This is a genomic window from Streptomyces sp. NPDC003038 (assembly GCF_040611115.1).
Lineage (GTDB): Bacteria > Actinomycetota > Actinomycetes > Streptomycetales > Streptomycetaceae > Streptomyces.
This window is the reverse complement of sequence record NZ_JBEXNN010000009.1, coordinates 116,675-133,245: the sequence shown is the minus strand read 5'-3', so window position 1 is coordinate 133,245 and position 16,571 is coordinate 116,675. Positions and strand designations below refer to the sequence as shown.

General features: G+C 71.5%; 13 protein-coding genes. 6 read left to right on the top strand and 7 right to left on the bottom strand.

The genetic code is table 11. The features are described 5' to 3' along the window. Positions 1 to 2 precede the first annotated feature (2 nt). On the bottom strand, positions 3 to 602 hold the full coding sequence (locus ABZX75_RS14485) for a papain-like cysteine protease family protein (protein WP_355410485.1): 600 nt from the start codon (positions 600 to 602) through the stop codon (positions 3 to 5). Between the two features lie 228 nt (positions 603 to 830). Between ABZX75_RS14485 and ABZX75_RS14480 the strand changes: the two genes are divergently transcribed. Continuing rightward, positions 831 to 1,763 (top strand): hypothetical protein, encoded by a 933-nt coding sequence (locus tag ABZX75_RS14480; RefSeq protein ID WP_355410484.1) that lies wholly within the window; start codon positions 831 to 833, stop codon positions 1,761 to 1,763. A 15-nt stretch (positions 1,764 to 1,778) separates the two neighbouring features. On the opposite strand, the gene ABZX75_RS14475 is transcribed toward ABZX75_RS14480, so the two are convergent. Beyond that, a complete protein-coding gene (locus ABZX75_RS14475; RefSeq protein ID WP_355410483.1) occupies positions 1,779 to 2,210 on the bottom strand; it encodes a Rieske (2Fe-2S) protein in 432 nt (143 codons plus the stop codon). 77 nt (positions 2,211 to 2,287) lie between these two features. On the opposite strand from ABZX75_RS14475, the gene ABZX75_RS14470 reads away from it, so the two are divergent. Beyond that, entirely contained in the window at positions 2,288 to 3,172 is an 885-nt protein-coding gene (locus ABZX75_RS14470; protein ID WP_355410482.1) for a carbohydrate kinase, read from the top strand. On the opposite strand, the gene ABZX75_RS14465 is transcribed toward ABZX75_RS14470, so the two are convergent. Continuing rightward, a complete protein-coding gene (locus ABZX75_RS14465) occupies positions 3,173 to 3,706 on the bottom strand; it encodes a hypothetical protein (RefSeq protein WP_355410481.1) in 534 nt (177 codons plus the stop codon). 87 nt (positions 3,707 to 3,793) lie between these two features. Further along, positions 3,794 to 4,360, bottom strand: a complete 567-nt coding sequence (locus ABZX75_RS14460) for a hypothetical protein (RefSeq protein WP_355410480.1) — start codon at positions 4,358 to 4,360, stop codon at positions 3,794 to 3,796. 61 nt (positions 4,361 to 4,421) lie between these two features. Here ABZX75_RS14460 and ABZX75_RS14455 point away from each other — a divergent pair, with 61 nt between their 5' ends. Further along, positions 4,422 to 7,148: a hypothetical protein gene (locus tag ABZX75_RS14455; RefSeq protein ID WP_355410479.1), complete on the top strand. Its 2,727-nt coding sequence runs from the start codon at positions 4,422 to 4,424 to the stop codon at positions 7,146 to 7,148. Positions 7,149 to 7,256: 108 nt separating this feature from the next. Here the strand turns inward: ABZX75_RS14455 and uvrA are convergent, their stop codons facing one another. Further along, positions 7,257 to 10,232: an excinuclease ABC subunit UvrA gene (gene uvrA, locus ABZX75_RS14450; protein WP_355410478.1), complete on the bottom strand. Its 2,976-nt coding sequence runs from the start codon at positions 10,230 to 10,232 to the stop codon at positions 7,257 to 7,259. Positions 10,233 to 10,420: 188 nt separating this feature from the next. On the opposite strand from uvrA, the gene ABZX75_RS14445 reads away from it, so the two are divergent. From ABZX75_RS14445 to ABZX75_RS14435, 3 genes are all read left to right on the top strand, one after another. After that, entirely contained in the window at positions 10,421 to 11,110 is a 690-nt protein-coding gene (locus ABZX75_RS14445) for a maleylpyruvate isomerase family mycothiol-dependent enzyme (protein WP_355410477.1), read from the top strand. A 25-nt stretch (positions 11,111 to 11,135) separates the two neighbouring features. Further along, the gene (locus ABZX75_RS14440) at positions 11,136 to 11,792 is read left to right on the top strand and encodes an MBL fold metallo-hydrolase (RefSeq protein ID WP_355410476.1); all 657 of its coding nucleotides are present in this window, start codon (positions 11,136 to 11,138) and stop codon (positions 11,790 to 11,792) included. A 201-nt stretch (positions 11,793 to 11,993) separates the two neighbouring features. Beyond that, positions 11,994 to 13,304, top strand: a complete 1,311-nt coding sequence (locus ABZX75_RS14435) for an MFS transporter (RefSeq protein ID WP_355410598.1) — start codon at positions 11,994 to 11,996, stop codon at positions 13,302 to 13,304. A 46-nt stretch (positions 13,305 to 13,350) separates the two neighbouring features. Here the strand turns inward: ABZX75_RS14435 and ABZX75_RS14430 are convergent, their stop codons facing one another. After that, on the bottom strand, positions 13,351 to 14,334 hold the full coding sequence (locus ABZX75_RS14430; protein WP_355410475.1) for a TerC family protein: 984 nt from the start codon (positions 14,332 to 14,334) through the stop codon (positions 13,351 to 13,353). Between the two features lie 264 nt (positions 14,335 to 14,598). Next, entirely contained in the window at positions 14,599 to 16,524 is a 1,926-nt protein-coding gene (locus ABZX75_RS14425) for a TerD family protein (protein WP_355410474.1), read from the bottom strand. Positions 16,525 to 16,571 lie beyond the last annotated feature (47 nt).

Sequence of the window (16,571 nt, the reverse complement as noted above, 5' to 3'; positions counted from 1 at the left end):
GGTCACGCCCCGATCCGGTAGAGCGAGTGGGTCCAGGAGAAGGTGCTGTTGTCCACGTACCAGGCGTGCGAGGCCCAGTTGTAGCGGTCGCTGGAGGGCCAGGGGTCGCCCCAGTAGACCCAGTTGCTGGCGGTGTCGTAGCCGTAGATGACGTGCATGTGGCCGCCGCCGTTGGACCACTGGATCCGGGTCTCGATCGGGCGGTTGGCGTTGATCTCGGTCTGGACGGTGGAGTACTGGAGCCAGCCGTTGACGTAGGAGCCGGCGTTGACGCCCGCCCAGCGCAGGCCGGTCTGGACGTTTCCGAGGGTGGCCTGGCTGTTGGGGCAGTCGTAGCCCTGCTGGCGGTTGAAGGCGGCGTTGCAGAACTGGTTCTGGGTGTAGTTGCGGCCGAACCAGGTGGCGATGGTGTTGCCGCCCGCGGCCCAGCACCAGTTGCTCTTCTGCTGCGCCTGCATGGTGATGTTCAGGCGCTTGGAGGCGAGGGCCGAGCTGTCGCTGCCCGTACCGGCACCGGCGGCGGTGGCGGTGGCGGTGGGCAGGGCGAGGAGCAGGGCGGTGATGAAGGCGGCGAGGGAAAGCCGCCGGTGGGGATGGCGCATCGCGTTCCTCCCGAGGTGGGGAGAGTGGGGGTGGAGGAGCGCGTCCGGACGCTGTGGAGGAGCATCAGGGAGTTGTCGCGATCAGGTCAACACGCTTCAATACGCGGTGACATTGCAGTGTGAACGGTGGGACTGGGGTGTGAACGGTTGCCCACGTTGCACCTGCTCCCCGGCCCATCGGCGCACCCCCGCACTCCCACGCGCGTGAACGTTCACAGAGGAGTCGCCATGCGACCGACCGCGGACAAGGCGGAACTCGGACAGTTACTGCGGGGCGGTCCCTTCCATCTGGCCCTGCGGGCCGCCCTCGCGGCGCGCGGACTGCCCTTGCACCGGGTACAGCACCGGCTCGCCGCACGCGGCATCAAGGTCGGGGTCACCAGCCTCAGTTACTGGCAGCAGGGCGCCCGCCGGCCGCGCCGCGCGGAATCCCTGCGCGCCGTCGGCGCGCTGGAGCAGATCCTGGAGCTGCCGGACGGCGCTCTCCTGCGCCTGCTGAGCAGTCCGGAGGCAGGCCCCGACACCGCCCGCCCGGCCGCGCGCTCGTACCGCGCCCTGGTGAACGTGGGCGCGGCGGTGGAGCGGCTGCTGGCCGCCATGGAGCTCCCGTCGGACGGCGGACTGCACTCGGTCGGCCACCACGAGCGGGTCCGCATCGGGCCGGCCGGCGAACTGCTGGGGCGCGAGTCCCAGCAGATCGTCCGGGCCCACCGCGACGGGATCGACCGCTACCTCGCCGTCCACCACGGCGACCCCGGCTGCGACCCGTCCCGGGTGGAGGTGACGTCGTACGAGAACTGCCGCACGGGCCGTGTCCGGTCGTGCCCGGAGGCCGGGGTGGTGGTCGCGGAGCTGCTCTTCGACGCCCGGCTGCGGCGCGGGGACACGTACGTCTTCGGCTACGGCGTCGAGGACGGCACCGGTGAGCGCAGCAGCGAGTACGTGCGCGGCTTCAGCTACGCCGGCGGCCAGTACATGCTCCAGGTGCGGTTCGACGAGGCGGCCCTGCCCGTGCGCTGCCGCCGCTTCGCCCGCACCGGCCCGCAGGCACCGCGCACCGGCCTCGCGAACCTGACGCCGAGCGGCCGGCACCGGGCGGTGCACCTGGTGGAGCAGGCGGTGCACCGGGGGATCATCGGGATCGGCTGGGACTGGGAGTAGTCGTCGGGCGGGGTGTCAGCCCGCGATGAGCTTGCCGCCCTCGGCCCTGACGGGGACGGCGGGCAGCGGGTCGGTGGCCGGGCCGCGCAGCGCCCGGCCGGTGGTCACGTCGAAGCGGCTGCCGTGGCACGGGCAGTTCCCCTCACCCTCGACGATCTTGTCCAGCACGCAGCCGGCGTGCGTGCACTGGGCGCTGAACGCCTTGTACTGGCCCTCCGCCACGCAGCTGACGATCAGCTTCCGCTCCCGGAAAAGTTTCGCGCCGCCGACCGGGACCGCTGCCGCGTCGCCCAGCTCGACCGGGGCGGTGGGGGTCGCCGGGGTGCCGCCGCCGCTGTTGGTCTCGGTGGAGCAGGCCGCGAGGGCGCCTCCGGCACCGGCGGCCCCGGCGAGCGCGGCGGCGCCCTTGAGGACGGTACGGCGGGCGGCGGGGCGGGACGCGGACATGCGGGCTCTCCTGGCGTGAGGGTGGGGGCAAGGGCCCACCCGACGATACCGCCGGGAGATGGGGTAGCTTCCCCCGCGTGATCGTCGTCGGCGGAGAAGCCCTCATCGACCTGGTGCCCGTGGCGCGGCCGCCGGGCGCGCTGCTGCCCAGGCCGGGTGGGGGACCGTACAACACCGCGCTGGCGCTGGGGCGGCTCGGCGCCGAGGTGGCCTTCTGCTCGCGGGTCTCGGCGGACGGCTTCGGCGAGAGCCTGCTGGCGGGGCTGCGGGCGGCCGGGGTGGACCTGTCCCTGGTCCAGCGCGGGCCGGAGCCGACCACCCTGGCCGTGCCCTCGCTCGCCCCGGACGGCTCTGCCTCGTACGGCTTCTACGTCGAGGGCACGGCGGACCGGCTGTTCACCCTGCCTCCCGCCCTTCCGGCGCGCGTACGGGCCCTGGCGCTCGGAACCTGCTCGCTGGTCCTGGAACCGGGCGCGAGCGCGTACGAGGCCCTGCTGCGCCGGGAGTCCCGGCGCGGTCTGCTGACCCTGCTGGACCCCAACATCCGGCCGGCGCTGATCGCGGACCCGGCGGCGTACCGCTCCCGCTTCCTGGACCGGCTGCTGCCGTACGTCTCCGTCCTCAAACTGTCGGAGGAGGACGCCCGCTGGCTGGGCGGCCGGGTCGAGGACTGGCTGGCGGCGGGGCCGTCGGCGGTGGTGCTGACCCGCGGCGCGGCGGGCCTGACGGTGTGGACGCGGGAGGGCGCGGAGCACGCGGCGGCGGCCCGCCGGGTCGCCGTGGCGGACACGATCGGCGCGGGCGACACCGTGAACGCCGCCCTCCTGCACCGGCTTTCGGCCGCGCGGGGCCCGGTGGACTGGCCGGACGTGCTGGCCCACGCCGCCCACGCGGCGGCCGTGACCTGCACCCGGGCGGGGGCGGAGCCGCCGTACGCGGCGGAGCTTGAGGGGTCGGACTGATCAAGCCGGGGGGTTTGTGCCGGGGGGTGGGGTGCTGACCCTGTCGATGTTGGCAAGGATCTTGCGTGTGAGCCGGAGCTCGATCTCAAGAATGTCGCGACGAAACTTTCCCGGGTCCTTCGCATAGCGGGCCTTGCCCACTTCTGAGGTGAAGGCGGATGCGGGGATGGCGTCCTGACCCGGGGGGAGGAATTTAAGGACCTCCTCGACGGCGGCCAGTGCATAGGCCGTCGCGCCGCGGTGCTTGTGGTGCTCGGATGGGGGTGAGTTGAGCATCGCGAGCCCCGAGCGTCGGGCGATGCGGTTCGCAACCTCCGAGAACTCACCCGGATCGATGATCTGGGACGGCTCAGGTCCGCCGAAGGCGGGCGGCGGCGGGGGGATCTCCTCCGCCATCACGAAGGTAAAGACCCGGTCGCGTCCGCACTGCCCGCACGCGCCCTCGTACACCGCGGCGATGTCGCCACCGTGCTGCTCCAGATGGTGCCGACGCTCGAAGTCGGAGCTCCCGCACTCGCATGGGTGCAGGTCCATGTACAGGTGCGCTACCAACGAGGAACGGGCTCTCAACATGACATGCCCCTTAAAGGTCACGGCCGCAGTCGGCGGGGCTGATCACGTCTAGGGGTCAGTACCGCGGGGTGGGCTGCTGACCTCGTCAATATTGGCGAGGATCTTGCGGGTGAGCCGGAGCTCGATCTCAAGGATGTCGCGACGGAACTTTCCCGGCTCTCGCTCGTAGCGGGCCCTGCCGACTTCGGAGGTGAAGGCGGAAGCGGGGATCGCGTCCTCGCCCGGAGGCAGGAACTTGAAGACCTCATCGAGGGCTGCCAGTGCATAGGCCGCAGCGCCCCGGTGCTTGTGGTGCTCGGAGTGGGGTGAATTGAGCATCGCGAGCGCCGCACGTTCGGACAGGCGCCGCACAACCTCCGCGAATTCACCGGGATCGATGATCTGGGACGGCTCAGGGCCGCCGAAGGCGGGCGGCGGCGGAGAGATCTCGTCCGCCATCACGAACGTGAAGCCCCGGTCGCGACCGCACTTCCGGCATACGCCCTCGTACACCGCGGCGATGTCGTCACCGTGCTGCTCCAGATGGTGCCGACGCTCGAAGTCGGAGCTCCCGCACTCGCACGGGTGCAGGTCCATGTACAGGTGCGCTTCCAACGAGGAACGGGCTCTCAACATGACATGATCCTAAAGTCTGTTGTACGAGGTGCATACGGCAGGGGCCCGGGAGGGGCATCACATGGACAGGTCGGCCGACCCCCGGCTGGTGATGGGCACGCTGGCTCCGCGCGCACACGCGCACCAGGAAGAACTCGTGTCGGCGGCGCAACGGGACATGAGTGCGGTGGCCGCCGTTGTCCTCGGCGATAGGCTGCGCTCCCTTCAAGCAGGGCGGACCGAGGACGGGCGTCAGTATTTCGATCTTCAGGACGGCGGCCAGGGCAAACCGCCGAGGATCTGGGTGGATGCCGTTCCGCTGGAGGCGGGGAGGATCGCCGACACAGCGACCAACACGACCTCACAGAATTACGTCATCCGTGTCTCCGACCGTCTTCCGACCGAGATGCTGGGACGGGTACTCGCACACGAACTCGGCGAGCTCACTGCCGTCCGTGAACGGGCGGCCGAGGGCCTGACCCCGGTACGGGAAGACTTTCTGCGGGAAGGAGCCGAGCTCCCGGCGAGCCGCGAACTGTCCGCAGCGGACAGGGGGCGCGTAGGAGAGCTCAACTGGCTCGCCGAGCGGAGCGGAGACCCTTCCCTTTCCCCGCAACAGCAGACGGACGCGCGTGCGCAGTTCTCGGCACTGCTCGACCCGTACGGGCTCCGACCGACCGTCGCCATGAGCGACGAGGAGGCCTTCCGCGGGCACAGGATCGCAGCAGACCATCGCTACCAGTTGTCGTACGACTCGCTCTCCCTCGATTCCGTGAGTCTTCTCGACGATCTCGCCCGCCCCATCGAGCAGCTCGCCCCCGCCGACGCCACCGCGCTCCAGGCCTCCCGTGATGCGGCCCTGCGCGCCCAGCGCCAGGTCGAGGCCTTCATCGGCCGGCGAGAGGTCACCATGCCGATGCCCGGCTACGACCAGAACGGGCTTCCGCTGCCCCGCGACCAGTTGGGCAGGGCGGCCGCGGAGTGGGCGGCGTGGCGGGAGCACATCAGTGAGCGGACCGTGCAGCAGCTGGAGGCACAGCGCGCGGCCGGCGAGATCCCGCTCCGCAGGGTGGTGATCGGCGGCGGGGCGAGCCTCAGCGGCCGCGATCCGGAAGCGCTGCTGGTCGATGCCGTCGGGCGGTGGCACCTGGACCCCGGGGCCGGGATCGTGCAGTCGGCGGACCAGGACCGCGACCTGGCGCAGTGGATGGGAGTGGACCCGTACGGGACCGTGGACGATCCCCGGCACCGGGTCCCCGTCGAGGCGGTGCGGCTGTGGGAGGACCAGTTGGCCTCCCAGGGCGACGTGGTCAACGGGCAGGCGCGGCTGCGGCTCGGCACGAACGGTGAACTCCTCGCCGAGATATACGCGTTCGGCACGGACGGGGCGCCGGGCGACAAACCGCTGCAGGTGGCCTGCGACGGGGTGCCGACTGTGGCGACCGGCCTGCCGCCGGAGCTCGTACCGGGAACCGTCCGTGGCAGGTACGGGGTGGAGAGCCGCAGCGAGGCCCTGCGACTGGTCGGTGAACGGCTGCTGGAGTTGCAGGGGCAGGGGGTTGCCGGTGCGCAGGAGTTGCGTGACCGGCTGGTCGAGGCCGAACGGGGCGGCGTGGACACCCGTACCGTACTGGCCGCCCTGGAGGAGTCGCCGCTCAAGGACGCCCTCCAGGCCGGGGCGGACGGCGAGCCCGCCGTCCGTATCCAGAACTGCTTCACCGTTCTGGAGGCGACCCGCAAGTGGGAGGCCGCCCGCGAGGAGGCGCCCGGACGCGTGCTGATGGGTGACGAGGTCGCCGAGAACCGGTTCGACGCAGGCGACGCCCAGCACTGGATCATCGCCGGTTCAGGGGGGACCGGGGTCGCCAACGCGGAGATCATCCTGCGGGAGAACCCCACTGCGACGGTCACGGTGGTGGGGCGCCCGCCGCCGGCGGCCCTGAGGCACCAGGTCCAGTTCGGGGCCATGGAGCAGAAGTACGGGCCCGCGGGTGAGGGGCGGCTGGAGTTCGGCAACGCGAACGTGGGCGAGGTCGAGACGGTCCGTGGCGAGGATGGGCGGCCCCGTTTCCGGATGTCGTACACGGTGGGCGAGGGCGAGGCGCAGGAGCACAGGACGGTCGACGCGGACGGCTACGTCGCCAGTCTCGGCCGCACGAATCCGCTGCCCGCCGCCGTGCAGGTCCTCGCGGACGAGGTGCGGGTCCTGGGCGGAGAGATCAACGGGGATCTGCTGTTCGACAAGGACGATCAGTACATCGGCTACGGTCTCACCTTCGCCGTGGGCGGCCGGGAGCACCGGGTGGACGTGGACGGTGCGGCGTCCTGGCAGCTGCCGCGCGAGGTCTTCGCGCCCGAGTCGGGTGTCCAGCAGGAGCTGAACGACATGGGCGTGCGCGCGCTGCCGGCCGAGACGGGGAACGCCGCGCCCGGCTTCTCGCCCGTCGCCCGGCAGAGCGCGCTCCGCGCGCGTGCGGTCGCGCAGGCGCGGGAAGGGGACGGAGAGGCGGTGCGGCGGCTGCCGTCGGTGCCCGAACGCTGGAAGGCCCCGGCGCGAACCGCCTCGACGGCGCGTCCCGCGGCCGCCGAACAGACCGTCCCCGCAGAACAGGCCGTCCCCGCCGAGCGGGCGGCGGCCGAGGACCGGACAACCTCCCCCGCGGAGGCACCGGGCCGTGGCGCGCCCGGCGCCCACTTGTGGCAGATGGGGGTCGCTCGGACCAACGGACGCACCCCCGGACCCGTCCGGGCGACGCCCCCGCCCCCGGAGGTGGGCTCACCCGGGCAGGCGCTCGGCTTCGGGGACTGAGACCCACGGCGGTCCGCACCCCCGCAGCGGCCCCGCACACGGAGGAGGGGCCCGGCCGCCAGGCCGGACCCCTCCTCACGCAAGCCTCACGCAAGCTCAGCGCGGCGGCTACGCCTTGCGGGCCCGCGCCGTCGCCTTCCGGGCCGGAGCCGGCACCTTCTTCGCGGCGGCGGCGGCCTTCTTGGCCGGGGCCTTCTTCGCGGCAACGGCCCGCGCCGGAGGCGTCCCCGCGTCGGAGACCCGGTCCGCGCCCAGGATGTCCCGCAGGAACTTGCCCGTGTGGCTCGCGCCCACCGACGCGACCTGCTCCGGCGTCCCCTCGGCGACCACCAGGCCGCCGCCGTAACCACCTTCCGGGCCCATGTCGATGACCCAGTCCGCGGTTTTGATGACGTCCATGTTGTGCTCGATGACGATCACCGAGTTCCCCTTGTCCACCAGCCCCGACAGCACCTTGATCAGCTTCGAGATGTCCTCGAAGTGCAGGCCCGTCGTCGGCTCGTCCAGCACGTACACCGTCCGGCCCGTCGACCGCTTCTGGAGTTCGGAGGCCAGCTTGACGCGCTGCGCCTCGCCGCCCGACAGCGTCGGCGCGGACTGGCCGAGGCGGACATAGCCGAGCCCGACCTCGTTCAGCGTCCGCAGGTGGCGGGAGATCGTCGGCACCGCGTCGAAGAATTCCAGCGCCTCCTCGATCGGCATGTTCAGGACTTCCGCGATGGACTTGCCCTTGTAGTGGACCTCCAGCGTCTCCCGGTTGTACCGGGCGCCGTGGCACACCTCGCACGGGACGTAGACGTCCGGCAGGAAGTTCATCTCGATCTTGATCGTGCCGTCACCGGAGCAGTTCTCGCACCGACCGCCCTTGACGTTGAAGGAGAAGCGGCCCGGCAGGTAGCCGCGCACCTTCGCCTCCATCGTCTCCGCGAACAGCTTCCGCACGTGGTCGAAGACGCCGGTGTACGTCGCCGGGTTGGACCGCGGGGTCCGTCCGATCGGCGACTGGTCGACGTGGACGACCTTGTCGACGAGGTCGTCGCCCTCGACCCGGGTGTGGCGCCCCGGCACCGATCGGGCGCCGTTCAGCTCGCGGGCCAGATGCGTGTAGAGGATGTCGTTGACCAGCGTCGACTTGCCCGAGCCCGACACACCGGTCACGGCTGTGAGCACCCCCAGCGGGAAGGACACGTCGATGTCCTGGAGGTTGTTCTCCCGGGCGCCGTGGACGGTCAGCTTCCGCTCCCCGTTCACGGGTCGGCGCACCTCCGGCAGCGGGATGGACCGCTTGCCGGACAGGTACTGCCCGGTCATCGACTCCGGGTTCTTCAGCAGGTCCTTCAGCGAACCGCTGTGCACGACCTTGCCGCCGTGCTCGCCGGCGCCCGGGCCGATGTCCACGACCCAGTCGGCCACCTTGATGGTGTCCTCGTCGTGCTCGACCACGATCAGCGTGTTGCCCATGTCCCGCAGCCGGACCAGCGTCTCGATGAGCCGGTGGTTGTCCCGCTGGTGCAGGCCGATGGAGGGCTCGTCCAGCACGTAGAGCACGCCGACGAGGCCCGAGCCGATCTGCGTGGCGAGCCTGATGCGCTGGGCCTCGCCGCCCGACAGGGTCCCGGCGGCGCGGTTGAGCGAGAGGTAGTCCAGGCCGACGTCCACGAGGAAGCGCAGCCTCTCGTTGACCTCCTTCAGGACCCGCTCGGCGATCTTCTTGTCGCGGGCGTCGAGCCGCATCCGGCCGAGGAAGTCCGCGCACTCGCTGATCGACATCGCGGCGACCTGGGCGATGGACTTCTCCATCACCGTCACCGCGAGCACGATCGGCTTGAGCCGGGTGCCTTCACACGTCGGGCAGGGCACCTCGCGCATGTAGCCCTCGAAGCGCTCGCGGCTGGCGTCGCTCTCCGACTCGGAGTGCCGCCGCTTGACGAACGGCACGGCGCCTTCGAAGGCCGTCGTGTAGGCGCGCTCGCGGCCGTACCGGTTGCGGTAGCGGACCTCGATCTGCGTCTTGTGGCCGTACAGCAGAGCCTTCTTCGCGCGCTGCGGCAGCCCGGCCCACGGGATGTCCGTACGGAAGCCCAGCTCGGCGGCGAGTGCGCCGATCAGCCGCTGGAAGTAGTCCTTGGTGTGGCCGAGGGACCACGGCGAGACCGCACCCTCGTCCAGGGACTTGTCCTCGTCCGGAATGATCAGCTCCGGGTCCACCTCCATGCGCGTACCGATACCGGTGCACTCGGGGCAGGCGCCGAAAGGCGAGTTGAAGGAGAAGGAGCGGGGCTCCAGCTCCTCGAAGGACAGGTCGTCGTACGGGCAGTAGAGGTGCTCGGAGAACATCCGCTCACGCTCGGGATCGTCCTCGGCGAGGTCGACGAAGTCCAGGATGACCATGCCGCCCGAGAGGCCGAGGGCGGTCTCCACGGAGTCGGTGAGCCGGCGCTTGGCGCTCTCCTTGACGGTGAGGCGGTCGATGACCACCTCGATGGTGTGCTTCTCCTGCTTCTTCAGCGTGGGCGGTTCGGAGAGCTGGATCGTCTCCCCGTCCACCCGCGCCCGGCTGTAGCCCTTGGTCTGGAGGTCGGAGAAGAGGTCGACGAACTCACCCTTGCGCTCACGCGCCAACGGCGAGAGCACCTGGAAACGGCTGCCCTCGGGGAGCGCGAGCACCCTGTCCACGATCGCCTGCGGCGACTGGCGCGAGATGGGGCGGCGGCACTCGGGGCAGTGCGGCTTGCCGATGCGCGCGAAGAGGAGGCGGAGGTAGTCGTAGACCTCGGTGATGGTGCCCACGGTGGAGCGCGGGTTGCGCGAGGTGGACTTCTGGTCGATGGAGACGGCCGGGGAGAGGCCTTCGATGAAGTCGACGTCGGGCTTGTCCATCTGCCCGAGGAACTGCCGGGCGTACGAGGAGAGCGACTCGACGTAGCGGCGCTGGCCCTCGGCGAAGATCGTGTCGAAGGCCAGGGAGGACTTGCCCGAACCGGAGAGTCCGGTGAAGACGATGAGGGAGTCGCGGGGCAGGTCGAGCGAGACGTTTTTGAGGTTGTGCTCGCGAGCGCCACGAACGATGAGACGGTCGGTCACGCCGGTCCGCACCTTTCTTGAGAGAGCGGGGGGCACGGGCCCCCGTCCCAGGGTATGGGGGGCGCCTCTGCGATGGAGTTGGAGAGTGGACTTCCGAGCGTATAGCACGCGCATTCGATTTACGGCACCCGGCAGACCGCTTCACCCGATCGTGTGGCCGCAGGCCCCGAACCACTAGGCTCGAAGCCATGACTGATCATGTGCACGACCTGCGATCCGTACATGAGGCCACCGACCGACTGCTGACCGCCGTCGCGAAACTGGACAACGCCGCCCTCGCCGGGGAGTCACACCTCCCGGGCTGGACCCGAGGCCACATCCTGGCCCACCTGGCACGCAACGCGGACGCCCTCGTGAACGTCTTCGAGGGACGCCCGATGTACGAGAGCGCCACCGCCCGCGACGCGGACATCGAGCGCGATGCCGGCCGGACTCTGGAAGAACACCTCACGGACCTCCGTGATTCCGCGGCCCGCTTCCTCACCGTCGCCAAGCGGCCCCAGGACTGGTCCCGCACCGTCGAGCTGCGGGGCGGCGTGACCGATCTCGCCGCCAACGTGCCCTTCCGCCGGCTGGTCGAGGTCGAGCTGCACCACGTCGACCTGAACATCGGCTACGAGCTGTCCGACCTCCCGGAGGAGTTCACCGGCCGCGAGATCTCCTTCCTCGCCGACCGCTGGTCGGCTCGTCCCGAGGTGCCGCCGACGGCCCTGGTCGCGGCCGACGGGCGCGCCTGGCGCACCGGCTCCGCCGGGGACCCGGCCGTCACCGTGTCCGGGACCGCGGCCGGGCTGCTGGCCTGGCTGGCCGGCCGCGGCGACAAGGGCGCCTCGCTGACCCCCACGGGCGGCCCGCTGCCCGCACTCCCCCCGCTCTGAGATGCGACACCTCTAGGATCGGCACATGACGTACAGCGGAGCGGTCAAGGTCGGCGGTCCGGCCGACGTGCACGAACTCGCGGACCTGATGATTTCGAAGGTCGCTGTGGGCGCGATGAACAACAACGCCTACCTGCTGCGCTGCCGGGCCACCGGCGAGCAGCTCCTGATCGACGCGGCCGCCGACGCGGACACGCTGCTCAGCCTGATCGGGGACGACGGCATCGCGTCCGTCGTCACCACCCACCGGCACGGCGACCACTGGGGCGCGCTCCAGGCCGTGGTCGAGGCGACCGGGGCCACCACGTACGCGGGCGCCTACGACGCCGAGGGCATTCCGGTCGCGACCGACGTCCCGGTCGCGGACGGGGACACCGTACGCGTCGGGCGGGTCGAGCTGACCGCGCGGCACCTGGTCGGCCACACCCCCGGCTCGATCGCCCTGATCTACGACGACCCCCACGGGCACCCGCACGTCTTCACCGGGGACTGCCTCTTCCCCGGCGGCGTCGGCAACACCTGGGACGATCCGGAGGCCTTCGCGCGGCTGCTCGACGACGTCCAGCACAAACTGTTCGAGCAGCTCCCGGACGAGGCGTGGGTCTACCCCGGCCACGGCAACGACACCACGCTCGGCGCCGAGCGGCCTCACCTGGCGGAGTGGCGCGAGCGCGGCTGGTAGCCCCCGGGCGTCAATTCCGGTACGGCCTGCACACCTTCCGGTCGGTCCTGACCGAACGCACGTCCTGGGGGCCGGGGAGGGGGTATCTGCTGCACCATGCAACAAGATCCCCCCTCCCGCCCCGTCTCCGGCTCCCCCGCTTCCCCCGCGTCCACCGAGGCCGCCGCGTCCGCCGAGGCCGCCGGGTCCCGTCGGCCCGGCATGCTGCGGCTCGCCTCCGCCTCGCTCGCCGGAACCGCCATCGAGTTCTACGACTTCTTCATCTACGGCACGGCCGCCGCCCTCGTGCTCGGCCCGCTCTTCTTCCCCTCCTTCTCCCCGCTCGCCGGGACCCTCGCCGCCTTCGGCACCTTCGGCGTCGGCTTCCTGGCCCGCCCGCTGGGTTCGGCGGTCTTCGGCCACATCGGCGACCGCTACGGCCGTCGCCCGGTACTCCTCGGCTCCCTGCTGCTCACCGGCCTCGCCACGGTGGCCGTCGGCTGCGTGCCGACGTACGCCTCGATCGGCGCGGCCGCCCCGGCCCTGCTGCTCCTGCTCCGCTTCCTGCAGGGCCTCGGGCTCGGCGGTGAGTGGGGCGGCGCGGTACTGCTGACCGCCGAGCACGCCCCCGAGCGGCGACGCGGCCTGTGGTCGAGTTTTCCGCAGATCGGTCCGGCCGTGGGCTTCCTGCTGGCCAACGGCATGATCCTGGCGCTGTCCGCCACGCTGACCGATGCCCAGTTCACCTCATGGGGCTGGCGGGTGCCGTTCTGGGCGGCCGGGCTGCTGGCGCTTGCCGGGCTGTGGCTGCGCCGCTCGGTGGAGGAGACCCCACAGTTCCGCGCGCTGGCCGAGACCGGGCGCCGGGCCGATGCCCCGCTGGCCGAGGTCGTGCGCGGCCACTGGCGGCTGCTCCTGCTGACCGGGGGCGCGCTGGCCGTGGGGTACGCCGTCTTCTACACGGTGACCACCTGGTCCCTCGCGTACGCCACCGAACGCCTCGCCGTGGACCGCACGGTGATGCTGGCCTGCATCATGACGGCGGTCGCGCTCAAGGGCCTGGTGACTCCGCTGGTGGCGGTGCTCGGCGACCGCCACGGCCGGCGGCCCCTGTGCCTGGCCGGTTGCGCGGCCTGCGCGCTGTGGATGTTCCCGCTGGTGGCGCTGTTGCGTACGGCCGACCCCATGCTGATGACGCTGGGCTTCGTCGGCGCCCTGCTGGGGATGGTGACGATGTTCGCGGTGGTGGGCGCGTACCTGCCGGAGCTGTACCCGCCGCGGATCCGCTGCACGGGCGCGGCCGTCGGCTACAACCTGGGCGGCGTTCTGGGCGGGGCGCTGACTCCGATCGTGGCGACGGCGCTGGCGGACGGGTCCGGTCCGCCGTGGGGCGTCGCGGTGTACCTGAGCGCGATCGCGCTGGTCAGCCTGGGCTGCTTCGCGCTGCTGCCGGAGACCAGTCCGGTGGTGGTGGGGAAGCGGCCGGCCGCGGACACGGGGACGGGGGCGGCCGAAGCGGCCGCCCCCGCGTAGCGCGTGGCTCCGTAGCGCCGGTGCGCGTACGGGTGACGCGTACCGGTTACGCGTCGATGCTCTCCGGGCGGGCGGCGGCCTCGGCGGCCGCCTGCCTCTTCGAGGCGATCAGGCTGGTGATCGTCGTGATCACCAGGACACCGCAGATGACGCCGAGGGAGACCGGGATGGAGATCACCGGGACGTGCACCCCCGACTCGTGCAGGGCGTGCAGCACGAGCTTGACGCCGATGAAGCCGAGGATGACCGACAGGCCGTAGCTGAGGTGGACCAGCTTCTTGAGCAGGCCGCCGATGAGGAAGTACAGCTGGCGCAGACCCATGAGGGCGAAGGCGTTGGCGGTGAAGACGATGTACGGGTCCTGGGTGAGGCCGAAGATCGCGGGGATCGAGTCCAGGGCGAACAGCACGTCGGTGGTGCCGATGGCGAGCATGACGACCATCAGCGGGGTCAGGACGCGCTTGCCGTTGTTCTGGATGAAGAGCTTGGTGCCGTGGTACTTGTCGGCGACGCCGAACTTCTTCTCCACGGACTTGAGGAGACGGTTCTCCTCGAACTCGTCCTCCTCCTCGTCCTTACGCGCCTCCTGGATCAGCTTCCACGCGGTGTAGATCAGGAACGCGCCGAAGATGTAGAAGACCCAGGAGAAACTGGCGATGATCGCGGCGCCGGCCGCGATGAAGATCGCGCGCAGCACCAGTGCTATCAGCACACCCACGAGCAGTACGCGCTGCTGGAGGTGGGAGGGCACCGCGAACTTCGCCATGATCAGGACGAAGACGAACAGGTTGTCCACGCTCAGGGACTTCTCGGTGATGAAGCCCGCGAAGAACTCCTGGGAGGCCTGGCCGTTACCGAAGAACCACAGGCCGAGGCCGAAGAGTACGGCGAGGACGATCCAGACGACCGTCCAGGTGCCCGCTTCCTTGATCGATACGTCGTGCGGTTTGCGGCCGATGAAGAAATCGGCGCCGATGAGAAGGGTCAGACCAAGAATGGTCAGGGCCCACAGGGTCCACGAAACGTCCACGGTTGAGATGCCTCCGGCAGATGGCTCAGCACTTCGTCAGCGTCATCGCTGCCGGAGGTCTCTTCCACCCGGGCGGCCAGGAGGCCGTGGGCCGACGCCCCGGGACCAGTTGCAGTCCGTATTGACGGGTACGCCGTAGCAGGAAAGCAGGAATACTCCCCTCCGCGCTCACAGGGTACCGGCCGGACCCCCCGAAGGTAAAGGGATGCCCAAGGACTGGTCAGGGAGAGGTCAGGACGCCTCTGCCCCTGACCTGCCCCTGCTTCACGGGCGCGCCGTACGCCGCGCCTCCGCCACCCGGTCCAGTACCTGGTCCAGGACCCGGCTGCCCTGTGGAGGCAGGTCGGGCTCGAAGGTCCAGGCGTGGCCGACCCACGGATCGGCCAAGTGGCTGTCCGGAACCGGCGACAGCCGCATGAGCGAACGCCACAGGGGGTCCAGCAGCGGCCCGTAGGCCGAGGCCTCGTCACGGTCCGCGACCATCAGCAGGTGCACGCCGACGGCCGGACCCTCGTCGGCCAGATAGCGCAGCCGGGTGACCGCGCCGTCGTCGAAGCCGTGCGGGAAGTCGTGCACGATCAGCAGCTGCTCGGCCGTGTCCACATCCGGCGGCAGATCCTCCGGGGCACCGGCGCGCAGCGCCATCTGTACGAGGTCCACCCGCCGGGTCAGGTCCGCCAGCGTCCGGGTGACGCCCCCGGCCCCGGCGGCGGGCGGCCCGGCCAGCACCCCGGCGCGGACGAGCGGCGCCAGGGAGGCCGAGCCTGCGCCGGCCGCGTCGATGACGTGGACGGAGAACCGGTCGCCGGGATGGACCGCGAGCAGCCGCACGGCGAGCGCGACGGCCATGTCCATGGCGGCGCGGCGCAGCCGGTCGGTGTCCATGGTCATAGCGGCCTCGGAGCCGGTACGGCCGTTGTCGATCCACAGGCCGCGCTCCAGCGGGACCCGGACCAGCATGGGGATGCGCAGACCGGGCCGCTCGGGCAGGTGGAGGTCCCCGAGGCGCAGGGCCAGGGGGCTCTCGCCGGGCGTCCGGTGGCCGTGCCACACGGGGTTGTCCCACCGGGCGTACGAGGCCGGCAGCGCGGGCTCGACCACCTCGCACTCGGCGGTCAGCTGGGCGAGATCCCGGTCGAGGACGGCCTTGGCCTGCGCGGCAAGCTCGTCGCGGCGGGCCCGGGCGTTGTCGCGGGCGGCGTTGCCGGAGCCGCCGAGGCGGTGGCGCGGGTCGGACAGGACCTCGTCGAGCTCACGGTCCATGCGGGAGTCGGCGAAGTCGACGGCGCTGCGGTAGGCCGCGACCGAGCGGGCCAGGTCCTCGAACATGCCCCAGACCTGGTTGTAGAGCCGCTCCTCCATCGACCAGCCGCCGGCGTCTCCGGCGACGGGCGTCGGGGGCAGGCCCGGCTGGGGCGGAGGGGCCGCCTGCGGGGCCGGTTCGGGCGGCTCGGTGCTGGTGCGGCGGCGGCTCGGGTGCACGTAGCTGAGGGTGGGCGGGGAACCGGCGCCGGCGCCCCCGGTCGCGGGGGCGGCGCTCGGCGCGGCGAGGGCCGGAGCCGCCGCGGTGGCGTCCTGCGGGGCGTGCGGACCGCGTGACGAGGTCGGTGCCGGGCTGGCCGGGGCCGGACGCGCGCTCGCCGCCTGCGCGGCGGTGTGCAGCGCGGCGGCGGCCAGCACGGTGGCGTCGGCCGCGGCCATTCCGCCGTCGGCCAGCAGGGCTCCGAGGCCCCCGGCATACCCCTGGCCCACGGCCCGGACCTTCCAGGCGTCCTGGCGCCGGTACAGCTCCAGGGCCACCACGGCGGTCTCGGCGTCCAGTCCGGTCAGGGTGTACCCGGCGAGCTCGGCGCCCTCCGGGTCGGCCACCGCCACGTACGAGGCCGGGACCGCACCGAAGTTCACCGGGCCGCCGGGCGGCAGGACGAGCAGCACGCCGACGCGGTGGACGTCCTGTGTGACGGCTTCGAGGTCGACGGCGAAGGTGTGCCGGCCGGCGGCCTCCCCGGGCGTCCGCACCCCGGGGAGGGACCGTGCGCCCGGGTGGGCGAGTACCTCGCGGCCGGAGAACCGGCCTTGCCCGTCGGCGAACGAGGCCAGGGCGAGCACGGGTGTGCCCGCCGAGACCCTGACCTCCACCCGGCTGTGGGACACGGGGTGGTTCTGCCCCCGGACCAGTTCGGCCGTCATCGTGCAGCCCCTCCCCCGTGCCTTTTCTCTTGTTCCGTACCGCGTGA